Source organism: Sulfuricurvum sp. (genome assembly GCF_028712165.1).
Lineage (GTDB): Bacteria > Campylobacterota > Campylobacteria > Campylobacterales > Sulfurimonadaceae > Sulfuricurvum.
In genome coordinates this window covers 1-20,319 of sequence record NZ_JAQTQR010000018.1, presented here as the reverse complement: position 1 = coordinate 20,319, position 20,319 = coordinate 1, and the positions used below count along the sequence as shown (strand labels likewise).

General features: G+C 43.3%; 23 protein-coding genes. 13 read left to right on the top strand and 10 right to left on the bottom strand.

Annotation, left to right across the window (positions count from 1 at the left end; translation table 11 throughout):
* Positions 1-27: 27 nt before the first annotated feature.
* Entirely contained in the window at positions 28-444 is a 417-nt protein-coding gene (locus tag PHP90_RS04860; RefSeq protein WP_299926122.1) for a TOBE domain-containing protein, read from the bottom strand.
* Positions 445-669: 225 nt separating this feature from the next.
* Here PHP90_RS04860 and PHP90_RS04855 point away from each other — a divergent pair, with 225 nt between their 5' ends.
* On the top strand, positions 670-1,182 hold the full coding sequence (locus PHP90_RS04855) for a hypothetical protein (protein WP_299926119.1): 513 nt from the start codon (positions 670-672) through the stop codon (positions 1,180-1,182).
* A gap of 204 nt (positions 1,183-1,386) precedes the next feature.
* On the opposite strand, the gene PHP90_RS04850 is transcribed toward PHP90_RS04855, so the two are convergent.
* The gene (locus tag PHP90_RS04850; protein ID WP_299926116.1) at positions 1,387-1,902 is read right to left on the bottom strand and encodes a globin; all 516 of its coding nucleotides are present in this window, start codon (positions 1,900-1,902) and stop codon (positions 1,387-1,389) included.
* A 131-nt stretch (positions 1,903-2,033) separates the two neighbouring features.
* Here PHP90_RS04850 and PHP90_RS04845 point away from each other — a divergent pair, with 131 nt between their 5' ends.
* The 3 genes from PHP90_RS04845 (at position 2,034) to PHP90_RS04835 (ending at position 5,452) form a co-directional block, all read left to right on the top strand.
* A complete protein-coding gene (locus tag PHP90_RS04845) occupies positions 2,034-2,723 on the top strand; it encodes a response regulator transcription factor (protein WP_299926113.1) in 690 nt (229 codons plus the stop codon).
* Positions 2,710-3,879: a HAMP domain-containing sensor histidine kinase gene (locus tag PHP90_RS04840; RefSeq protein WP_299926110.1), complete on the top strand. Its 1,170-nt coding sequence runs from the start codon at positions 2,710-2,712 to the stop codon at positions 3,877-3,879. Before PHP90_RS04845 ends, PHP90_RS04840 begins: the two co-directional genes overlap by 14 nt.
* A 70-nt stretch (positions 3,880-3,949) precedes the next feature.
* The gene (locus tag PHP90_RS04835; protein WP_299926107.1) at positions 3,950-5,452 is read left to right on the top strand and encodes a diguanylate cyclase; all 1,503 of its coding nucleotides are present in this window, start codon (positions 3,950-3,952) and stop codon (positions 5,450-5,452) included.
* Between the two features lie 4 nt (positions 5,453-5,456).
* Here PHP90_RS04835 and PHP90_RS04830 read toward each other — a convergent pair whose 3' ends face one another.
* The 6 genes from PHP90_RS04830 to PHP90_RS04805 all read right to left on the bottom strand — a co-directional run bounded on the left by PHP90_RS04830 (position 5,457) and on the right by PHP90_RS04805 (position 9,640).
* A complete protein-coding gene (locus PHP90_RS04830; protein WP_299926104.1) occupies positions 5,457-6,050 on the bottom strand; it encodes a hypothetical protein in 594 nt (197 codons plus the stop codon).
* 139 nt (positions 6,051-6,189) lie between these two features.
* Positions 6,190-6,732: a hypothetical protein gene (locus PHP90_RS04825; protein WP_299926101.1), complete on the bottom strand. Its 543-nt coding sequence runs from the start codon at positions 6,730-6,732 to the stop codon at positions 6,190-6,192.
* Between the two features lie 98 nt (positions 6,733-6,830).
* Positions 6,831-7,475: a DUF3530 family protein gene (locus tag PHP90_RS04820; protein WP_299926098.1), complete on the bottom strand. Its 645-nt coding sequence runs from the start codon at positions 7,473-7,475 to the stop codon at positions 6,831-6,833.
* A 63-nt stretch (positions 7,476-7,538) separates the two neighbouring features.
* Positions 7,539-8,162: a TPM domain-containing protein gene (locus tag PHP90_RS04815; protein WP_299926095.1), complete on the bottom strand. Its 624-nt coding sequence runs from the start codon at positions 8,160-8,162 to the stop codon at positions 7,539-7,541.
* Complete coding sequence (locus tag PHP90_RS04810) at positions 8,162-9,043, bottom strand: TPM domain-containing protein (RefSeq protein ID WP_299926092.1); 882 nt, start codon at positions 9,041-9,043, stop codon at positions 8,162-8,164. The genes PHP90_RS04815 and PHP90_RS04810 overlap by 1 nt, the downstream gene beginning before the upstream one ends.
* 3 nt (positions 9,044-9,046) lie before the next feature.
* Positions 9,047-9,640, bottom strand: a complete 594-nt coding sequence (locus tag PHP90_RS04805) for a LemA family protein (protein WP_299926089.1) — start codon at positions 9,638-9,640, stop codon at positions 9,047-9,049.
* A 129-nt stretch (positions 9,641-9,769) separates the two neighbouring features.
* On the opposite strand from PHP90_RS04805, the gene recQ reads away from it, so the two are divergent.
* The 5 genes from recQ (at position 9,770) to PHP90_RS04780 (ending at position 13,877) form a co-directional block, all read left to right on the top strand.
* Positions 9,770-11,569: a DNA helicase RecQ gene (gene recQ, locus PHP90_RS04800; RefSeq protein ID WP_299926086.1), complete on the top strand. Its 1,800-nt coding sequence runs from the start codon at positions 9,770-9,772 to the stop codon at positions 11,567-11,569.
* A gap of 93 nt (positions 11,570-11,662) precedes the next feature.
* Positions 11,663-12,130 carry a peptidylprolyl isomerase gene (locus PHP90_RS04795; RefSeq protein ID WP_299926083.1) on the top strand — a complete coding sequence of 156 codons (468 nt, stop codon included), beginning with the start codon at positions 11,663-11,665 and terminating at the stop codon, positions 12,128-12,130.
* Positions 12,131-12,243: 113 nt separating this feature from the next.
* Positions 12,244-12,537, top strand: a complete 294-nt coding sequence (locus tag PHP90_RS04790; RefSeq protein WP_299926080.1) for a type II toxin-antitoxin system HigB family toxin — start codon at positions 12,244-12,246, stop codon at positions 12,535-12,537.
* A gap of 1 nt (position 12,538) precedes the next feature.
* Positions 12,539-12,907: a DNA-binding protein gene (locus PHP90_RS04785; RefSeq protein WP_299926077.1), complete on the top strand. Its 369-nt coding sequence runs from the start codon at positions 12,539-12,541 to the stop codon at positions 12,905-12,907.
* Between the two features lie 34 nt (positions 12,908-12,941).
* Positions 12,942-13,877: a DUF5677 domain-containing protein gene (locus PHP90_RS04780; protein ID WP_299926074.1), complete on the top strand. Its 936-nt coding sequence runs from the start codon at positions 12,942-12,944 to the stop codon at positions 13,875-13,877.
* Here the strand turns inward: PHP90_RS04780 and arfB are convergent.
* Positions 13,874-14,296: an alternative ribosome rescue aminoacyl-tRNA hydrolase ArfB gene (gene arfB, locus PHP90_RS04775; protein WP_299926071.1), complete on the bottom strand. Its 423-nt coding sequence runs from the start codon at positions 14,294-14,296 to the stop codon at positions 13,874-13,876. The genes PHP90_RS04780 and arfB overlap by 4 nt on opposite strands.
* A 20-nt stretch (positions 14,297-14,316) precedes the next feature.
* Positions 14,317-15,693: a DEAD/DEAH box helicase gene (locus tag PHP90_RS04770; protein WP_299926068.1), complete on the bottom strand. Its 1,377-nt coding sequence runs from the start codon at positions 15,691-15,693 to the stop codon at positions 14,317-14,319.
* Between the two features lie 118 nt (positions 15,694-15,811).
* Between PHP90_RS04770 and PHP90_RS04765 the strand changes: the two genes are divergently transcribed.
* The 4 genes from PHP90_RS04765 to hrpB form a co-directional block, all read left to right on the top strand.
* Positions 15,812-17,020, top strand: a complete 1,209-nt coding sequence (locus PHP90_RS04765; RefSeq protein WP_299926065.1) for a putative glycoside hydrolase — start codon at positions 15,812-15,814, stop codon at positions 17,018-17,020.
* 44 nt (positions 17,021-17,064) lie between these two features.
* A complete protein-coding gene (locus PHP90_RS04760; RefSeq protein WP_299926063.1) occupies positions 17,065-17,442 on the top strand; it encodes a DUF6394 family protein in 378 nt (125 codons plus the stop codon).
* Positions 17,443-17,453: 11 nt separating this feature from the next.
* On the top strand, positions 17,454-19,109 hold the full coding sequence (locus PHP90_RS04755) for an NAD-binding protein (protein WP_299926060.1): 1,656 nt from the start codon (positions 17,454-17,456) through the stop codon (positions 19,107-19,109).
* A partial coding sequence (gene hrpB, locus PHP90_RS04750) for an ATP-dependent helicase HrpB (protein ID WP_299926057.1) occupies positions 19,109-20,319 on the top strand: 1,211 nt, incomplete at its 3' end. The genes PHP90_RS04755 and hrpB, both read left to right, overlap by 1 nt.

Sequence of the window (20,319 nt, the reverse complement as noted above, 5' to 3'; positions counted from 1 at the left end):
CCGGGCGATGCCCGGAAAAAGAGAGATTTATTTTGCGAGGATAATGAAGTTGGCTTTGATAAGAGCGTAAACGGTATCGCCTACTTTGAAATCCAAATCTTCAACAGAATCTTCGGTGATTACAGCGGTCAGGGTTTGATCGCCCATAGCGAGTTTTAATTCACCGTTAACAATCCCTTTTTTAACTTCGGTCACTTTAGTTTCGATGATGTTACGAGTGCTGATTTTGCCCGGTTTTTCTTTTGCCACCATTACAAACGGTGCTTTGATAATGGCACAAATACTTTCGCCGACTACCAATTCCATCTCATCAACTGAATCATTGGTAATAACCGATTTTAAAACAACATCTCCGCCCACCGATAGGACAACTTCACTGTTGATTTGACCTTTTTTGATCTCGGTAATAGTCCCTTTGATCTCATTACGTGCACTGGTTTTCATGACATATCCTTTAAAAATATTGGATGAATGTCTGCGGTTATGGAAGTATCACATGTATAAACTTAAAACATAACTTATTTGTATTTTGATATAACGCTATATTATTATTTTTTAAGAATATAATAAAATCTCCTATTATTAATCGTGAACGCATTATGCATAACTCTAAAAACAATCATTATATCTTTTTTGATATAATGAAGTCTGTTTCAGAAAGGGTTAAAAATGAAAAGTAGAATTGTATTAAAAGCGGTGACGATTTCGTTGATGATTTCCAGTGTACTTACGATTGTTGCCACTGTTGTACTGAACAAAGCCGGAATCTATCCGTTTGATGTGATGCGTTTCCATATGGGTGCAGGTGTTCTCTTTTTGTGTGTCATTCCGATCCATGTCTATATGATGCGGCAAAAACTCAAAAAACTCTCTGAACAGATTGTGTCACTTGCATCCATGAGAGAAGTGACATCCTCATGCGCTTCGCAGTTATTGCCACATGCTCTCCATTCTAAAAGTTTGGGAGAGTTTTGCCGCTTTTTGGGTTTGGACGCTATGGAGGTACGTGAGAAATTACAGCGTGAACAAATCATGATAATCGATATGGAAGAGGCGATTGAAACCATCGCTTCAAAAAACCGCACCGATGCAATGAAAATCTTTTCGATCATGCTTCAGAAAGATTCGATAAAAGCTCCATCACAAAAAATTTATAGCGGAAAACTGGTTTTTGCGGCATAACGAATTTTGGGGAACCTCCCCGTTTTATGTATCAATAGAATCTACGTTTTTATGAAGTGGTAATTCGCAATTAACGCAAGAGCAGAACAGGAGCACTAAAAATTCTAATGATAAAAAAACGGCGTTATCGATTTCATCGAGGCGTAGTCGCCTCAGCCAATACCGCCTAAACGAAATTGTCTGAGAAGACCAGCCTCCCCTTCTCTACGCACTGCACGAACCGAACAGTTTCATATCAACAAAGTCAATCCAGATATCTTTATAAGGATAGCGGGGTACTTGCGCCATGGTACGACGGTTGATCATCCAAAGCGACAGCGGTTCAATCCAGTTCCAAAAATCCTCGATGCATTCTGAGGGCATTCTCATGTCTTTTATCGCTTTTTTATACATCTCCAGCCACACATCACGTGCATGTTCATCAACAGTTATTTGAAAATAACGCATTTTTTGTGCTGGAAAGCCATATTGTGTTTTTGAAAATCTGCCATTCGATAGTACATCCACAAAAAAATCAGCCGTTTTGAGCGTGGCATGTTCAAACTTTTCCTCATCATTGGGTAAAAAATTATCCAAATCACTAAGACGGAGTAAATTGTGATGATAACGGACCATTTTGCGGATTTTATCCTCACCCCATATCATGTACAGACGAAGTGATGGCGGCGTAGGAATTTCAGGGGTTATACTTTTAAAACCCCTATTCATAATTTTTGTCATAGCAACCCCTTTCATTCAAACGTTATATCCTAAATGATATAACGTTATTATAGGATAAATTTCTTAAAGATTTGTAAGATATTTTGGATAAGGATGATTCACAATTTTTTTAACGATGCTATAATCCGACTATGCAAACCAATCCATTATCGCGCCAAAAAATTTTACTGCTTGAAGACGATGAAACCCTCTCCGAAATCATTCAAGAATTTCTTGAAGAACTCGGATATGAAGTCGTCTGTGTCTATGACGGATTTGAAGCAGTGGATACCGCCTACGATGAAGCATTTGACCTCTACTTGCTGGATATCAAAGTTCCGTTGCAAAACGGTTTTGATGTATTAAAGCAATTACGTCATGAGGGCAAAGAAAATCCGGCGATTTTTATCAGTTCCCTATCAAGTATCGATGATCTTTCCAAAGCGTTTGATTCCGGATGCGATGATTTTCTACGCAAGCCTTTTGAGCTCAAAGAACTGGAGATCCGGATTAAATCGCTTATGAAACGGCAGTTTTTCCATAAATCAAACGATAAAATCACCATTACAAAAAATATCTATTTTAACCCTCAGCTCAATCGTCTTTACGAAGATGACAAAGAGATCCCACTAGCCCGAAAAGAGTCGAAAATTCTTAAAATGCTCCTCATCCATCCAGGTGAGATTATCAGCAATGAGCAATTTTTTTCTGCTGCCTGGGACTATGATGATGAGACAAAAGAAGAGAGCCTTCGAACTCACATCAAAAACCTCCGCAAAATTTTAGGAAAAGAGACCATCGTCAATATACGGGGTCAGGGATACTATCTTGCTCAACATTGAACGCAAACCCCTCATCCAGTTCGTATCGGTCTTTGTCGCCCTGAATACCCTATTTTTATTAACCCTCTCGGTCCTCTATTATTACTATCAACAAAATATCTATATCGATATACGCCAAAATTCAATACGCTATTATGCAGACAAAGTAAATGAAAATATCTACTCTGCGACCTCTATACAGGATATCAAAGACTGGATGATCGGCGATCCCCGTTTTGAAGTAGCCATAATGGATGATAAAAAAAAGGTCGTTTATACCTCCGACAAGCCTTTTTCAATTCCTTTTAAATTGGGCATGTTCGAATATAACGACCACTTCTATTCTATTGAACCGATCGATATGGAAAAGCTACACCGCTATCGATATTTGGTCATTCGTGCCGATTCTATCGACAAGGAACTTGCCAAAACCCGTAAAAGCATTTTTATCGTTTTGACCTTCTCGATCATATTTATGACGCTCGTCATCTATACGCTCTCTAAACTTTTTCTTCGCCCGTTACGCGTGTATATCAGCAAACTCGACCGCTTCATCCGTGATACAACCCATGAGCTCAACACCCCTCTCTCGATTATTACGATGAGCGTTGAACGTCTTTATGAAGAAGGACCCGATCCAAAGATTGACAAACATCTTGGGCGTATGACCGTTGCACTTCGGACGATTTCCCATCTCTACAACGACCTGACCTTTCTGACACTCTATCAAAAAACTGCCTTTGCCGAACAATCGCTCGATCTAGCCCCTATACTCGAAGAACGCATCCATTATTTTCGTCCTCTTGCCGATGCCAAAAAAATCACTTTTGATTTGAATATTCAACCCACATTCGTAAAAGCTCATTCGGAAAAACTGATTCGGGTTATCGATAATCTCCTCTCCAATGCAATCAAATATAATAAACGTTCCGGAAACATCACTGTCGTTTTAAATAACGGCTTTTTATCTGTTAAAGATACAGGTATCGGTATACCCAAAGATAAACTAAACGATATTTTTTTACGCTATACCCGTTTTGATGATGCAAACGGTGGTTTCGGAGTTGGGCTCAATATTGTCCATATGATTTGTCAGGAATACCACTTTCCTATCACAGTTGAATCGCAACTTCATGAAGGGACAACATTTAGAATCCAATTTACTGCAACTCCTTAAATTATTTAAAATATACTCGTGCTACATTTATAAGTTATAATAGTTTTCTACCATACAAGGAGGAAGCCGTATGGATACTGATAAACGTCTCACTATCATTAAATACTATCCCGTCTTTCTCCTAATTTTGATGGTTTCCTATATGGCAGCAGGTAAAATCAGCCTCGCATTTACCACCATGAATGAGGAGATGTCGATCATATGGTTCCCAAACGGTATATTATTGGCCGTTTTTCTTCTTCGCCCGATGCGTGAATGGATATGGATTGTTTTAGCCATCATCACCGCAGAAATAGTAGCCGATATATCCAGTTTTACTCCCGTTCAAGCATTTCAATTTGCACTGATAAACCTCGGTGAAACCATGCTTTCTGCCTTTTTGATGCAGCGTCTGTGTTCAACACACAAAAGCTTCAATAATATCCGCTTCGTCCTCTTATTCATCGTTATCGCCTTGGCAATCAATCCCTCTTTCAGTGCCTTCTTTACAGAGCTTCTTTATAATCAAATCGAGACGCAAAGCGACTTTATCGCTTTGTGGCGCATTCACTTTTTCGGCGATTCACTCGGAATTTTATTTCTGACTCCGTTAATCCTCTCATGGTTCGAATACCCTAAAAAGTTTCTCTTTACCCAACACCTTTTTGAATCCATATTTACTGATGCCGCAACGATTGTTTTGGCAGTTTCTCTCTTTTCGATCGGATTTACCCCGAGTGTCCTTCCTACAACTCCGATGATTTTTGTTTTGATCACCCTATGGATTGTCTATCGTAACGGCCTTCGTTCCGGGATGACGATGGGTATGATCGTCAGCATGATCGCTATTTATTACACCATAAACCACCAAGGTCCGTTTTCGGTTTTTACCCCCGTACAAAATACGCTCTACATACAGGAATTTATCGCAGCACTTATGACATCAACCCTCTTTTTCGGTGTTTTGCTCCGTCAGGTCAATGAAACGAACAGCTTGCTTCTCCAGTCAAATAATGCATTGGAATCGTTGGCTCAAAATCTTGAAAACGAAGTAGGGAAAAAAACAGCAGAACTTCAAAAAGCGAATGAGATGCTGATGCAGTTAGCCATCACCGATCCGCTCACCCATATTTACAACCGACGCTATCTTGAAGAAAATGCAACAAGAGAAATTGCCCATGCTACAAGGTATGCGACTCCATTATCACTGATATTGTTCGATATCGACTTTTTCAAAGTCATCAATGATACTTATGGTCATCAAAGCGGCGATAATGTTCTGATTTGTATTACCCAAAGCGTCAAAACACGTATTCGTAAAGACGATATATTCGCCCGTATCGGAGGAGAAGAATTTGTTATTCTCTTACCGAATAGCTCTGTTGAACAAGCTGTAGTTTTGGCAGAAGAGGTCAAAGAGAGCGTTGCATCGTTAGTCATTCCGTCTAAAAGCGGATCGGTATCCTGCACCATCAGTATAGGCGTCTCAGAGTTTCGACCACAGTTTAACAGTTTCTCCGAATTTTTAAATGATGCAGACCAAAAACTATATCGTGCCAAAGAGAGCGGGCGTAATACAATAATCTGGGATTAAAGCTCTATTTGGAGACCGTCATCATCGTATTAATGACTCTGAACGGGATTTTATTTTTCAACAACACTTGAATTTCGTGGTAAGTGTACATTTTGTAGGGCAGTTTGGCGGTTTTAATATGGTTGATAATCTCTTTTTGATGTAATCGCTTATTTCGTAATCCCTCTATAATGTCTATCACTCTCCAGCCGCTCGGACCGACATAATAAAGTTTTTTATCCGATTCTTCGATCATTGCAAATGCTTTTGGATTGGTATTTAAGATTTCACGAACTTCCCGTGTTTTATACTCTTTTACCTTTTGATTGAGCTCATCAATGTTTATTTCTACTTCAGATTCAGTGGTAAGGGAAGTTTTATCAGTTTTTTTAGAGAGATCTTTTTTTGAAGTCGTTTTATTGGATGGATTTTTTTTATTCTCTGAAACTTTTTCCACTGCTATAGGCTTAGAAGCTGCAGACGAAACATTGATATCCGCTTTAGGCTCTTCCTGAATCTTATTTATGAGATTGTCATTCTCGACGCTGTGCTGTGCGCATCCTGCAAACATTGCCAATGCCATTAAGATAACAAAACTGTGCACACTAAAGCGTTCCATCCCAAAAACCTCATCATTCTTTCAAATATATTATAATATTAAACCTTATGGGCTGTTGATTAATCTGCCATAGAACGTTATCATGTTGCTATCGTATCCAGATCATTCTTTTTCTACGATTTCGCTCTCCAAAAAATTTTCAAACCACATTCTTATTAACATTATAAATATCTATTGTCGCTTCAAATCCGTCTCGTTTGAGCAAAATATAGGAGTTGTTAACATACTCATTTTTCAGCATCAAGGAGTCCTCTTTGTCAATTGAGCGAGTGGTGTAACCGAGCGGTGCGTATTGCTCTATAATCTGATTTTTAATCTTTTCAAATTCATCAATCGTCTTCATTACAATGGTTTTTGTCGAAATATTTTTGCTGCTTTTTTCCATTGCAACATCATTTTTAAATAAATAGCCGCATTCTTTGCAACTGAGCCTATCTTCCAAAATCAATGCATCACATTGAGGGCATCGGGAAAGTTTCTCTTTTTTAGGAAAAAGTCCCATTACTATTAAAGTTATTATGAAAATACCATCTGCCAAATGAATAAAATCGGGTTGATCATATCCGGATTCTAACAACCCAAATGTTACGCCGACAAATGCCACTAGAGCAAATAGCGCTTCAATCCCACGTCCTCGATAAAATGCGAATACAAAAAATCCCACTTCCAGCACTAAAAACATTATTATTCCTATACTTATCTACAGAGATTATGATTCAAGGAGCATAATAACTTTTTTTTGTTTAAAATAACTAAATGGAATGTAAAATATGTTGAATTTTACTTTTCAAGCCACCCTTCAACCTCTTCCACGACAAAATCCATCGATCCGTCTAAAACGTGATTGGCACCTTCAACACCGTATTGCCGATAATGCTCTCCGACAAGCGGTGCACGCATTACGGCAAAGCTTTCATCCTCATTGTTATCTCTGCCCCAGATATCGAGTGTTTTAATCTTTATTTTCGGCATATTGTCGGTACACGAAATGAGCTTGCTTTGATTCCCTCGACACCCGATAGCTATATACCCTGCGATCGGGGCATCGGGATGAGATACCAGATAGCTGCTGGTCATCCCGGCCCCTAACGAATGCCCTATCAGATAGATCGTCTTGACACCCTTGCTGTGTAAAAAATCGATCGCCTGATCGATCATCGCATCGACTTTCGGCTGTTCCTTCTCATAATCTTCATACGCCTCAAATTGATTGGGCATTTGCAGCGATAATGTGTGAAAGCCGATATCTTTATTGAGTGCCAAACGCAAAGGCTTCACCACTTTAAAATCAGGGTTCATCCCTTTGCCGTGTGCCAAAATGATCCCTTTATCGCTTTGTCCTTGCAGATAGAGGGCGTTTTCGGGGATTGATGATGCAAACATATAGAACGGGAACAAAATCGATAGCAGGGAAAGACGACGCATAGAGTATCCTTCTATTTTTGCATAAGCATACTCATCATGTATAAATTTTGTGTAAAAACGATCTCAATTATGATCGATAATCAGTTCATTCGGTAATTCATCCGTATCATCAGCTTCGGCAGGAAATTCTCGCTTCAAAATTGCACCGCATGCTTCGATCGCTTCGAGATACCCCTGTGCTACATTTTTCGTCGCTAAATTTTGACGAAACTCTTGAATAACCGCTTGCCATGTTTCTTGAGGTACTTTTTCATCGATTCCGATATCGGTGATAATCTCGGCATATTTTTCATCGATAGAGACAAAAAACAAGATCGCCCGCCGTTTCGACGTCCGATACAATCCAAATTTTCGAAAACTCTGTTGTGCGACCAATGCCGCCTGACGCTGTTTTACTGCCGATGGAACCAATCCATTTGTAACCACTGATAATTGGGTAAGGATCATCAATAGAATAAAGGAAGTGATCTGTAACTGAAAGATTTTTTCAATACTAAACCAATCACTCAGCCAATAAATCAAATGAGGGATTAACAATGCGCTCAGTGCCGCAAAGAAAAAAGCATATATTTGGTAATTAGCGCTTTTTTGGGTAATCACTGCGACAAACTCGCATGAGCTTTGACGTTCGGCACTCTCTATCGCCTCTTTGATCTGAGCTTTTAGCGTCTCATTTAACTGTTTCATTAACTCCCCAATCCATCTAATAAATCACCGATATCGATGCTTGAACCGCCACCGCCGAAACTGCCGCCGCCTCCGCTGAAAATATCAAACGAATCACTGCTCATTGAACCAGACGAATTACCAATTGTATCGATAATAGAGCCAAAATCAGATTTTTTGTTAGTAAAGTAGGTAATAATAAATACAATCAAACCTCCAATTACGCTAACTATTACTAGATGGCTTGCTATCCAAACCAACATACCGACTATGCCTCCAATAAAGAGTGATACCGTTAATTTAAGGATAAATATCACTTGTTTTGAAAAATAATATGTTCCTGCCCAAAAGATTAAAACTAACAATGGTATCAGAGCGATTGAAAGAATATAGAAAAGATGCGGTTTTTCCTTGACAGGTTCTGTCTGATACTCTTTTGCGATAATTGTTTTGATTTCTTCCATCGTGTTTTTAATTCCACCGTAAACATCTTTTTGTTTAAACCGTGGAACCATTTTAGTGAGGATCAGATCATTTGCCTGAGCATCGGTAATCTCCCCTTCCAGACCGTATCCGACCTCTATTCGGACTTTGTGATCATGGGGAGCAATAATGATAAGAAGTCCGTTATCTTTGCCTTTCTGCCCTATTTTCCAGTGGCGTCCGAGCTGATAGCCGTAATCGGCGATATCGTATCCTTCCAGCGATTTGAGGGTGACGACGACGACCTGAGCCGTAGTATTATCTTCGATTGATTTTGATAGATTTGAAAGGGATAGTTCTTGATCGGGTGTGAGTAATCCTGCCTGATCGACGACACGACCGCTTAGCTCAGGAAAAGTGGGAGCCGCCCAAGCGGCAACTCCAAGAAAAAAGAAGAGAGATACTAAAAAGCGTATCATCGTTTAAAACGATACGGTAGGCGCTTTTTGGCTCTGCGGTTCGGCACTAAACGTCTCTTTGACCGTCGCATCGGGATAGAGAATAGCTGCTACCCAGCGACCCGGAACGGTACGCAGCTCGAGATTGTATTGTTTGACGGTATCGATGTAATCGCGGCGTGCAACGCTGATACGGTTTTCGGTCCCTTCCAGCTGCGATTGCAATGCCATAAAGTTTTTATCGGCTTTGAGCTCGGGATAGCGTTCGCTGACCATCATCAGACGAGAGAGTGCACTGCTCAGTTCGCCTTGCGCTTTTTCAAAAGCGGCAAACGCTTTCGGATCATTCAAAACGGCAGGAGTGATCGTCATTTGCCCTACTTTGGCACGCGCTTCGGCCACTTGGGTAAAGACCTCTTTTTCATGCGATGCGTACCCTTTGACGGTAGCGACGAGGTTCGGGATCAAATCGGCACGTCGTTGGTACTGATTTTGGACTTGTGACCATGAGGCTTTGACCGATTCATCCAGTTTTGGAACATTATTCATATGCCCTACAAACATCATCACGATTGCCCCGATAATGACTGCCGCTAAAACTCCGACGATTGCTTTCATTGTTACCCTTTTATCCGTAATATGAAATCAATTATAACGCATAAAAATAAAATCTAAAAGTGACAAGAATCTATCCTTCTTTCCCCTGCGTGCTATAATGGTGCAATTTATCCCTGCAAAAGGCACCTCTTGTCCGAATCCCTCACCGATAAATACAAAGTCCTCAAACACACCTTCGGATTCCCCGGTTTCAGAGAGATGCAAGAAGAGGCAGTAGACGCGATTTTGAGCCGTCGTGATCTGGCGATGCTGCTTCCTACCGGAGGGGGAAAATCGCTCTGTTATCAGCTCCCTACCCTGCTGATGGACGGAATCACCATCGTCGTATCTCCGCTCATCGCCCTCATGCACGATCAGGTACTCGCCCTCCATGAGCTCGGGATCGAGGCGGCAATGATCTCATCAGCCCAATCGCCGCAGGAGCAGCAACAAACTTTTACAAAAGCAAAAAACGGCATCTTAAAATTCCTCTATATCGCTCCGGAGCGGCTAGCGAACGGCGGATTCCTCTCGTGGCTAGCGATGCTGGATATCAATTATTTCGTCATCGACGAAGCCCACTGTATCAGTGAATGGGGTCATGAGTTCCGCGACGACTACCGCAGACTCGGAGAGTTGCGTTGTGCATTTCCTCATACCCCTATCGCCGCCTTTACCGCCACCGCTACCCCGAAAGTACGTGAGGATATCCTCTCTCAGTTGGGGCTGCGTGATCCTCTGATACTGCGTGCGCCGGTACTGCGCAAAAATATCACCATTTCCGTCCGGGAGCGTGACAGCGGATGGCGCACCGAGCTCATGGGCATTCTGAACAAACACGAGGGGGAGAGCGGGATCATCTACGCCTTTTCCCGCAAAGAGACCGAGGAGATCGCCGAATTTCTCTCGAAAAAAGCTCTGAAATGTTCCGCCTACCATGCGGGGATGAGTCCTGAGCAGCGCCAAAGCGTCCATCAGGCGTTCTTAAACGACGAAACGCAGATCATCGTGGCTACCGTCGCATTCGGGATGGGAATCGACAAAGGGGACATCCGCTTCGTCATCCACACCTCCCTGCCTAAAACGATAGAGAACTATTATCAGGAGATCGGACGTGCGGGTCGCGACGGGATCGACTCCGAGGCCGTCCTCTTTTATTCGGGGAGCGATTTTTATAACAAAAAAAGACTCATCGACGAGGGAAGCGACCCTCAATATCGCGAGATGATCCTCGCCAAACTCCGCTCCGCAATGGATTACGCCACCGCCGAAGAGTGCCGTCACCGCCTGATTGCCTCCTATTTCAGCGACAGCGTAGAGCACTGCGGTGATCGGTGTGACAACTGCAAAGACTCACTCAGTCCCAAAACCGACATCACCGTCCCCGCCCAGAAATTCCTCTCGTGTCTTTATAAAACCGGAGAACGTTTCGGTGCAACCTATATTTCCGAAGTGCTTTGCGGAGAGGAAAAAGAGAAAATCCTCTCCAACGCCCATGAGAAACTCAGTGTTTTCGGGATAGGGAAAGACCTGAGTAAGAGCATATGGAGCACGGTTGCCAAAAGACTCATCGAACTCGGAGCCATCGAACCTGACGAATACAAAGCGTTGAAACTCACCGCAAGCGGTGCGGAGATTCTAAAAGGGAAACAGAGCGTCCACATCCGACAAGAGCGCCTATCCCCTAAAAAAGCCTCTGTCAAAACAAAAACACGCGATCTCCATGCCCCGATCCATTTCGAGGATTTCAAAGCCCTCCGAGCCGCCATCGCCAAAGAGCACCGTATCCCCGCCTACATCGTCTTCGGAGACAAAACCCTCTATGAACTCGCTGAACAGCTTCCAAATACAAAAGAGGAGATGTTGGGTATCAGCGGTATCGGGGAAGTGAAGTTCGAACGCTACGGAGAAGCGTTTTTAAAGCTATCACGGGAGTTAAGCGGTAAATAGCTCTGAATATTACCGTTTCGATACAAGCATCGTATCTATTTCTATCTATAATGCAAAGTGAATTATCCAAAATCTCAACCCAATGGAGTCCCCATGCCTGTCACTAAAAATTCTATTGTCACTGTCGATTATCAGATTTTCGACACAAAGGGAAACCTCCTTTACGAGGAAGATGAGCCGATTGTTTATCTTCATGGTGATTACGGTCAGATTTTTAAGGCCATCGAAGAGGCATTGGACGGGAAAGCGGTTGATGATACCTTTACCGTCAACCTCGCATCCGATGAAGCGTTTGGTGAATATGATCCTGAGTTGGTTGTAACGGAAGCCCTCAGTGAACTCCCGGCTGAAGTAAGTATCGGGATGGAAGTGGATGGATATCTCGACGAGGATGGTGAAGATGTCGTTATCTATACCGTCACAGCGATAGAAGGCGATCATGCCACACTCGACGGAAATCACCCGCTCGCAGGCAAAGATCTCGTTTTCAAAGGTAAAATCTTGGACATAGAAGCAGCAACCGAAGAAGAAATCGAAGAGATTCTAAATAGCAATGACTAAAAACTAGTTCTCTATTCCCGACATGTTTGTTGGGAGTTTTGGCTAAAGAGAAAAAAAAATATACAACCTTATAGCTAAGTTCCTTTTAAAGGAACAAATCTTATACTTCCCCTATGAATGTTATCAGTAAAAAGACATTGGTACTGTTTTATGAAAATCATCCTCAGGCTAAAACGCCTCTGGAAGTGTGGCATTCTGATGTGCGTAAAGCACAGTGGGAAAGTCCCGATCAGATAAAACGTGAGTATTCCAGTGCCTCTTTTTTACGTGACAACCGCGTCGTTTTCAATATCAAGGGTAATGATTACCGTCTGATCGTCCATATCGATTACAAACGGAAAATCGTCCGAGTCAAATTTATCGGAACCCACAGCGAATACGACAAAATCAATGCAGAGGAGATTTAACATGCAACTATCCCCTATCCGAACCGAAGCCGATTACGAAAAAGCGCTTGAGCGTATCGACGTATTGATGGATTTAGAGCCTGAGATCGGAACCGCTGAAGGCGACGAACTCGAAGTCCTCGCGATGTTGGTCGAAAAATACGAAGAGCAACATTGGCAAATCGCAACTCCAGATCCTATCGAAGCGATCAAATACCGTATGGAGGAGATGGGACTCAAACAAAAAGATTTGGTGCCCATCATCGGGAGCAAAAGCAAGGTTTCCGAAGTGCTCAACCGTAAAATCGGACTATCACTCAGCATGATTTCCAACCTCTCGGCACAGCTTCATATTCCGCTCGAAGTATTGGTGCCGAAAGTTTCGGCGTGATATATTTAACAGTGTCACTTGAAAAGCTCATATTATGAAAAAACTTACTAATAAAAAATTAAGAGCTTTAGTTAAACAAAACGTCAATAATATTAATAATATCTCTAAAAAAGCTTTTCAGAAAACAATAAAAATTTCTGATATTGATGCAATCATATCTTTTATAAATGAACAACAAAAAGATGGAGAGAAAATCAATACTAATTTTTTCAACAATGAGTTAACATTAGCGAATTTATCTACACTTTGTATTGCTATGATAAGTTTATCATTACATTCTTCAGAGTCAGATGAAGAAATTTTTCCAAAAAACTGGCTATCTGAAGATGGAATTCCTAATCCAAATTTTATATTATCAAATCTATTTTTACAAATAACAAATTACTCTATCGCTATAATCGACTTACTTGAAAAAGGATTAGATAATCCGGCACGTACCTTAGTACGAAGCATTTCAGAATTATGTAATCAAACAATCATCCTAATATACTCTCAAGAAGACTTTAAAGAATATATTAAAGGCAAAGATGAAAATGCTTCAAATGAAATATGGTACAAGTTATTTTCTAAAAATAAAATGTTTGAAAAAATTTCTGCTATTGAAAAAAACATTGGTTTTGATAATGAATTTATAGACTTTTGGTACACTTATAGAAAAGAGCGACATCAGTTTTTTTCAGAATCAGTTCATCATTCATATCTATCTGTCAATATTGGAGCGTATTCGTCTAAATGTCATAGTGATAATGAAAATGTGAAAGGTTTATTCGGTGGTGAAAATGCTTCAATAGATCCACCTCTTTATTATTTAAATACCACCTTGTTTATGTTTATAAGGTTTTACTATAAAATAGCTAATAAACCTAAAAATCCCGACAAAGCATTTTGGCTGGAATCTGTTGTACTACATCAAGCTATTAATCCTGCATATTTTGATATTTACTATTCAACAGAAGGTTATAAACCTTAATCTTTGTCACCATTCACTTTCCCCCGCATCTTTTTAATATTCCCGTGCTTCGTTTTACTGTCCATCCGCCGTTTCTGTGAATTACGGGTCGGTTTGGTCGGTTTGCGCTTTTTTTGGACAATCGTGACGCTTTTGATCAGTTCTTTGAGCCGTTCCAGTGCCGATTCTTTGTTCTCTTCCTGAGAGCGTGATTCTTGGGATTTGATGTTGATGATGCCGTCTTTGGTGATACGGTGATCGGTAATCTCTAGGAGACGTTCTTTATAGAAATCGGGGAGGCTTGAGGCGTTGATGTCGAAACGCAGATGGATCGCTGTGGAGACTTTGTTGACATTCTGTCCGCCGGAGCCTTGAGAGCGGATAGCGGTGATCTCGATCTCGGAGTCAGGGATTGTGACTGTGTGGGAAATGTTTAGCATATCAACAAAAAAGAGAGAGATTATCTCCCCCGTCCGCCTGACTTTTTCGGTGAGGGTTTTTTAGAGTTACCGAAGGCACTGTCTCTGCCTGAGTTGCTCTTGCCGGAAGGTTCGTCACGTGCTAAACGCGGCCCCCGTTTACCGACAAATTTGGGCTGAACCGGCTCTTTTTTGCGCTTGTTTCCGAATGCCCCTTCCGTTTTTCCCTTTTTCTCAGCCTCTTTGGAGAGACTTTTACCGCGTGTTTTTACGAGGGCGTTATCGGCTGGGGGTTCGAATCCGGGAACCAAGATCGTCTCGACGTTTTTCCCGAGCATCGTGATGATTTTCGACCATGAGATATGCTCTGAGGAGGAGAGAAGCGTAATCGCCAAGCCGTCATTGCCCGCACGTCCCGTACGTCCGATACGGTGGAGATAGTCGGTGCTGACATGGGGAATATCATAGTTGATGACGACATCCAGACCTTCGATATCCAACCCGCGCGCGGCGATATCGGTTGCTACGAGGATACGGGCATTACCTTCTCGAAACTCATTGAGTGCGCGATCTCTGGCACCGTGTTTTTTATCGCCGTGGATCACTACGTTTTTGAGTCCGCTGGCAGTGAGGTCGGCACTCACTTCATCGGCTTCGGCTTTGGTGCGGGTAAAGACGAGAACCTGCGGGTAGTTGTTGGAGCCGATCAGATACGATAACAGCTCTTTTTTGCGCTCTTTTTCGACCGGATGGACGACTTGACGCAGTGTCATATCGGCGGCTTTGAGGTTATCGATCTCCACCAACAGCGGTTTGTTGAGGATCTTTTCGCTCAGCTGTTTGACCGCAGGGGTCATCGTTGCCGAAAAGAGCATGTTTTGGCGTTTGAGCGGGAGCAGATCGATGATCTGACCTACTTCACGGATGAACCCCATATCGAAAATTGTATCGGCTTCGTCAAACACCAGATACTCGATGCGTGAGAGGGGAACATGTCCTTGTTTGTTGAGCTCGATAAGCCGTCCCGGAGTGGCGACAATGATATCAACTCCCTCTTCCAGTTCTTTTGCCTGACGCGCCATGTTCGCTCCCCCATAGAGAGCGATAACGGTGAGTTCAAGCCCCTCGGCGTACGAGCGGATCGCTTCTGCTACTTGGGATGCGAGCTCTCGTGTCGGAACGATGACCAAAGCTCTGGCGCTTGCTTGTTTGGCATCGGCGGCACTGATGAGTTTATGGATGATCGGCAAGGCAAACGCTGCGGTTTTTCCGGTTCCCGTTTGAGCGGCTCCGAGGATATCCCGCCCTCGCAATACGAGTGGAATGACCTGCGTTTGGATCGGAGTCGGCTCACTGTACCCTTTTGCAGTCAGGGTATCGAGGAGGTGCGGGCTGAGCCCTAAAGTCGTAAATGACATATGGTTATTACCTTTTTGGTATCTTATTAATATATATTAACATTTTATCGCTTCAAACCTCCCATTTATGGCATTTTTTTTGCTAGGATACGGCAATTGAAATTTTGGGAGAATATGAGTGAAAGCACTGGCGCTTTTAGTAGGTTTTATTACATTATCATGGGGGGCACTGATCAGCGGAACGGTTTACGACAAATCAACATCCAAACCGATTGCGGATGCTATCGTCATTTCGGGTAACAAAGAGTACCGTACCGACAGCAACGGTACTTTTATCGTCCCCTCATCAGGGATCATAGGGGTGCGTGCTATCGGATACGACCGCAAGTTTTACAAAAGCGGCGGTAAAATGTATTTGGATCCTTTTACCCCGAAAGCCCTTTATCTCTCCAGCTTCGGCGCAACCAGCACCAAAATCATGGGCAATGCCAAAAATCTTCTCCAAACGACGGAGATCAATGCTTTTGTTATTGATATCAAAATGGATCGCGGACAGATCGCCTTTAAAACCGACAATCCGATCGCAAACAAAATCGGAGCACAGGATCTGATCTTGTTCAGAGACATGAAAAAGTTTGTTTCCGACTTGCACAAAGAAAAGATATACGTCATCGCCCGTATCGTTTCGTTTAAAGATACCCCTTACGTTACCGCCAACCCGCAATACGGGGTACACACAACCGACGGATCGCTTTTCAAAGACAAAGAAGGGCTCTACTGGATCGATGCATCACGCAAAGAGCCTCGTAAATACATCCTCTCCATTGCCGAAGAAGCAGCAGCAGCCGGGTTTGACGAGATCCAATTCGACTACGTCCGTTTTCCGGATCGCAAAGGGATAAAATTCGCCGTTGAAAATACTCAGGCCGAACGGGTCAAAGCGATTTCAGGCTTTTTGGAAGAAGCACGCAGAACACTCCTCCCGTACAATGTCTTTGTATCCGCCGATATTTTCGGGTATGTGAGCTGGAACGATGCCGATATCGACATCGGTCAGCGTGTCGATGCCCTCGCACCGTATGTTGATTATCTCTCACCGATGCTCTATCCGAGCGGTTTTCATATGGGAATCCCGGGGTATCCGAATCCGGTAGAAGCAAACTATCAAATCGTCAAACAGTCCTTGGATCAAGCCCTCAAAAAATCATGCACTTCATCAAAAGCGTATCGTCCGTGGCTCCAAGCGTTTAGGGATTACGCATTTGATCGACGTATTTACGGTGAAAAAGAGATCCGTGAACAAATCGCTGCGAGTGAGGCTTTTGGGAGCTGCGGATGGATTTTATGGAATCCCCGTAATGTGTACACTCAGCAAGGCTTAAAGTAAAAATGAAGTACAATAAAACAGTACAATAAAAAGAAAGAGGTATTATGAATTCCGAAAAAGTGATTTCCGGTTTTTTTATCATCCTTGCCCTGACTCTGAATTTCGGGTTTGTGTATGGTGATTTTGACGTTATCGCGTATCACAGCGTATATGAGCTCGTTGCTGCTATTACGGTTAATATTATTGCAACCATTATGAAATTGGGGGATAAGACCCAAACGGGTTCCGTTCTCCTCGCGACAAGCTTTGTTGCAGACTTACAGCTTATTGCAGCCGCATCGTTTTGGGGGATTGTTAACATGACGAGTGTTATGACTCCTGAACTCTTTACCATTGTGGTTTCTTTAGCTGTTGGAGCTTTGGTTGCCAATGTCATCTCCGTCACCCTCTTCGTCGGTGAAACCCTGCTACTCAAACGCTGATACGGTAATTAATGAGCAACGAATCGACCATTTGGCTTTTTTTACGGAAAATGAGGGTTCCCCTCATCGTCTTGAATCTTGCCCATGCTATACCCGTCATTCTCCTCACCCTCGTTCCGGGAACGGGAGATAACGGACAACCCGTTCATCTCAGTTTTTTTGATGCCATGTACGTGGTTGCCTATACGGCGACGACGATCGGATTCGGAGAGATCCCCTACGCATTCAGCTATGCTCAGCGTATCGTTGTTTTTATCACCATTTACTCTACCGTTCCAGCCTGGATTTACGCATTGGGTTCTATCATCGCATTGCTGCAGGAAAAAACCTTTACCAGTGCGATAAAAATGAATACCTTTCGACGCAAGGTTCGTCATCTCAGACAAGATTTTATTATTATTTGCGGTTATACCGATGCGGGTAAATTACTGATTGATAAAATCAACAAAGACAATTTATACCGAATCATTGTTATCGATAAAAACATTGAAAAAATCGAAGCGCTGCAAAGTGAAATGTATCTCCCTTCTATCCCCGCAATCGTGGCCGATGCGTCCATGACGGATGTGCTCAAATCCTCAGGAATCGAGTCACCCCATTGTAAATTTCTCGTTACCCTCTTCGATGACGATCAGCTCAATCTCAAAATCTCGGTTCGTGCCCGTATTTTGAACAAAGACCTGAGTATCATCGCCCGTTCAGGATTAAAACAAGGGGGAGAAAACTTAGCGAATATCGGCGTTAATCATGTTATCGATGCCTTTTCGATCATCTCAAAAAGGATCGATTTCGCGCTCCGATCCCCTTATCTTTTTAATCTATTGAGCTGGGTTCAGGGGGGAAATCTCCACGTCAGCAAAAGCGATATTCTCCCTAAGGGAAAATACATCGTATGCGCTAAAGGACGTTTCGGAAAAACGCTCAAAAATACCCTCGACAACAACCAAATCGAATACGCCTATCTCGATATCAACAAAGAGACCCATGAAAAAGTCTCCTCGGATCAGGACTTTTTCATTCAGGCGGGCATTATGGATGCCGCATGTATCATCGCCGGAACCAACGATGATGCGATCAATCTCTCTATCATTGCAACCGCCCGCACCCTCAATCCCAAAATATTTGCTATTGTCCGTGAAAATGAACTCGAAGAACGCAGTCTCTTTAGCAATCTCAAAGTTGACAAGATTTTTATTCTCGATCAGATTGCCGCACTTGACGGGTACAACTACATAGACCGACCGATGACGTTTAAATTTATCGATGCGATTGCAATACAAGATCAAGAGGTATTTGTCGATACCCTGATGCTCATCACCGGAAGGGTCAATAAACGCCCGGCATTGATTGAAATGGAAATCGATGAACTCCATATGTACGCATTAAGCCGATATTTACGTGAAGCACCCGTAAGAATAGGTCAATTACTCAATAACCCTTATCATGATGACAAAGACCTGGAAATTGTCATTTTGGGGCTTGAGCGCTCGAACGGTGAGTTTATCCTTTTACCGAGAGCTGAAACCCTTCTGCAACCGAACGATCGATTGTTGTTTGCAACAACCCGCCCGAGTCTGGAGCAGTTCCAACTTATTGTCAACCATTACTATGAGCTCTACTACGTCATACACGGTGTCGAAGCGCGACGGTTCAAACTCCCTTTTTAATGGCCACACTCCCGATACACGACGTCATTGAGGAACTCCAAACCCTCCTCAAATCCAATAACCGCCTTATCCTGCAAGCTCCTCCGGGTGCGGGAAAAACAACCGTGGTTCCTCTCTCGCTTTTGGATGAGCCGTGGCTCGGCGGAAAACAGATCATTATGCTCGAACCGCGCCGTATCGCCGCCCGAAGTGCCGCCGCACGGATGGCACAACTACTGGGAGAAAAGGCAGGGGAACGGGTCGGCTATCAAATTCGCGCCGAAAAAAAGCTCAGCGAACAGACCAAAATTCTCGTCGTCACCGAGGGGATTTTAACCCGCATGCTCCAACGCGATCCTTCCCTCGAAAACGTTGCCCTCATACTCTTCGATGAATTTCATGAGCGTCATCTACACAGCGATCTCTCGCTCGCTTTTGCCCTCCAGTCTCAGGAGTTTCTCCGTGAGGATCTCAAGATTTTGGTGATGTCGGCAACACTCGATACCGATGCGTTACAAACGCTCTTGAACCATCCCCCTCTTATCACCAGCGAGGGGAGAAGCTTTCCGATCACGATAGAGCATTTACCACCAAATTCTCCCTCTATTGAGGCTAAAAAGATCGTCCCCGCACTGATGGGTATCCTAAAAGATATCCTCGTGAGGGATGAGGGGAGTATCCTCGTCTTTTTACCCGGAACCCGTGAGATCAAAACACTCGAAGCCTCTTTGAGAGAGCATTGTTCCCCTATGGAGATCGATATTGCTCCTCTGTACGGCGAACTTTCTAAAGCGGATCAGGAAAAGGCGATTTTCCCCTCGTCCAAACGCAAAATCGTCCTCGCCACCAACATCGCCGAAACGAGTCTCACCATCGAGGGTATCCGTATCGTCGTCGATTCGGGACTGGAGAAAGTGCTCACATTCGATCCCCGCAGCGGGATGGAACGGCTCGTTACCCGTCGTATTTCCCGTGCCTCCGCCGATCAGCGTGCAGGACGTGCAGGACGTCTCAGCAGCGGCAAATGCTACCGTCTTTGGAGCGAAAGCGCTCATCATGCCCTCACCCCGCACAAAGAGGCCGAGATCCGTGTCTGTGACCTCACTCCGCTGGCCCTCGAACTCAGTGCATGGGGAGATTCTCAGCTCAGCTGGATCGATCCGCCCCCTGCGAAGGCACTCTCACACGGAATGGAACTCTTACATACGCTCGAAGCGACCGATGCCAAAGG

What these genes read in the sequence shown, in the direction of transcription:
- PHP90_RS04850 (WP_299926116.1), bottom strand. Translation starts at nt 1,902, where the DNA reads ATGACAAAAATTATGAATAGGGGTTTTAAAAGTATAACCCCTGAAATT.
- PHP90_RS04825 (WP_299926101.1), bottom strand. Translation starts at nt 6,732, where the DNA reads ATGTTTTTAGTGCTGGAAGTGGGATTTTTTGTATTCGCATTTTATCGA.
- arfB (WP_299926071.1), bottom strand. Translation starts at nt 14,296, where the DNA reads ATGCTAAACATTTCCCACACAGTCACAATCCCTGACTCCGAGATCGAG.
- PHP90_RS04795 (WP_299926083.1), top strand. Translation starts at nt 11,663, where the DNA reads ATGCCTGTCACTAAAAATTCTATTGTCACTGTCGATTATCAGATTTTC.
- PHP90_RS04815 (WP_299926095.1), bottom strand. Translation starts at nt 8,162, where the DNA reads ATGAAACAGTTAAATGAGACGCTAAAAGCTCAGATCAAAGAGGCGATA.
- PHP90_RS04855 (WP_299926119.1), top strand. Translation starts at nt 670, where the DNA reads ATGAAAAGTAGAATTGTATTAAAAGCGGTGACGATTTCGTTGATGATT.
- PHP90_RS04755 (WP_299926060.1), top strand. Translation starts at nt 17,454, where the DNA reads ATGAGCAACGAATCGACCATTTGGCTTTTTTTACGGAAAATGAGGGTT.
- PHP90_RS04770 (WP_299926068.1), bottom strand. Translation starts at nt 15,693, where the DNA reads ATGTCATTTACGACTTTAGGGCTCAGCCCGCACCTCCTCGATACCCTG.
- PHP90_RS04810 (WP_299926092.1), bottom strand. Translation starts at nt 9,043, where the DNA reads ATGATACGCTTTTTAGTATCTCTCTTCTTTTTTCTTGGAGTTGCCGCT.
- PHP90_RS04780 (WP_299926074.1), top strand. Translation starts at nt 12,942, where the DNA reads ATGAAAAAACTTACTAATAAAAAATTAAGAGCTTTAGTTAAACAAAAC.
- PHP90_RS04845 (WP_299926113.1), top strand. Translation starts at nt 2,034, where the DNA reads ATGCAAACCAATCCATTATCGCGCCAAAAAATTTTACTGCTTGAAGAC.
- PHP90_RS04820 (WP_299926098.1), bottom strand. Translation starts at nt 7,475, where the DNA reads ATGCGTCGTCTTTCCCTGCTATCGATTTTGTTCCCGTTCTATATGTTT.
- PHP90_RS04860 (WP_299926122.1), bottom strand. Translation starts at nt 444, where the DNA reads ATGAAAACCAGTGCACGTAATGAGATCAAAGGGACTATTACCGAGATC.
- PHP90_RS04790 (WP_299926080.1), top strand. Translation starts at nt 12,244, where the DNA reads ATGAATGTTATCAGTAAAAAGACATTGGTACTGTTTTATGAAAATCAT.
- PHP90_RS04830 (WP_299926104.1), bottom strand. Translation starts at nt 6,050, where the DNA reads ATGGAACGCTTTAGTGTGCACAGTTTTGTTATCTTAATGGCATTGGCA.
- PHP90_RS04805 (WP_299926089.1), bottom strand. Translation starts at nt 9,640, where the DNA reads ATGAAAGCAATCGTCGGAGTTTTAGCGGCAGTCATTATCGGGGCAATC.
- PHP90_RS04760 (WP_299926063.1), top strand. Translation starts at nt 17,065, where the DNA reads ATGAATTCCGAAAAAGTGATTTCCGGTTTTTTTATCATCCTTGCCCTG.
- PHP90_RS04785 (WP_299926077.1), top strand. Translation starts at nt 12,539, where the DNA reads ATGCAACTATCCCCTATCCGAACCGAAGCCGATTACGAAAAAGCGCTT.
- PHP90_RS04835 (WP_299926107.1), top strand. Translation starts at nt 3,950, where the DNA reads ATGGATACTGATAAACGTCTCACTATCATTAAATACTATCCCGTCTTT.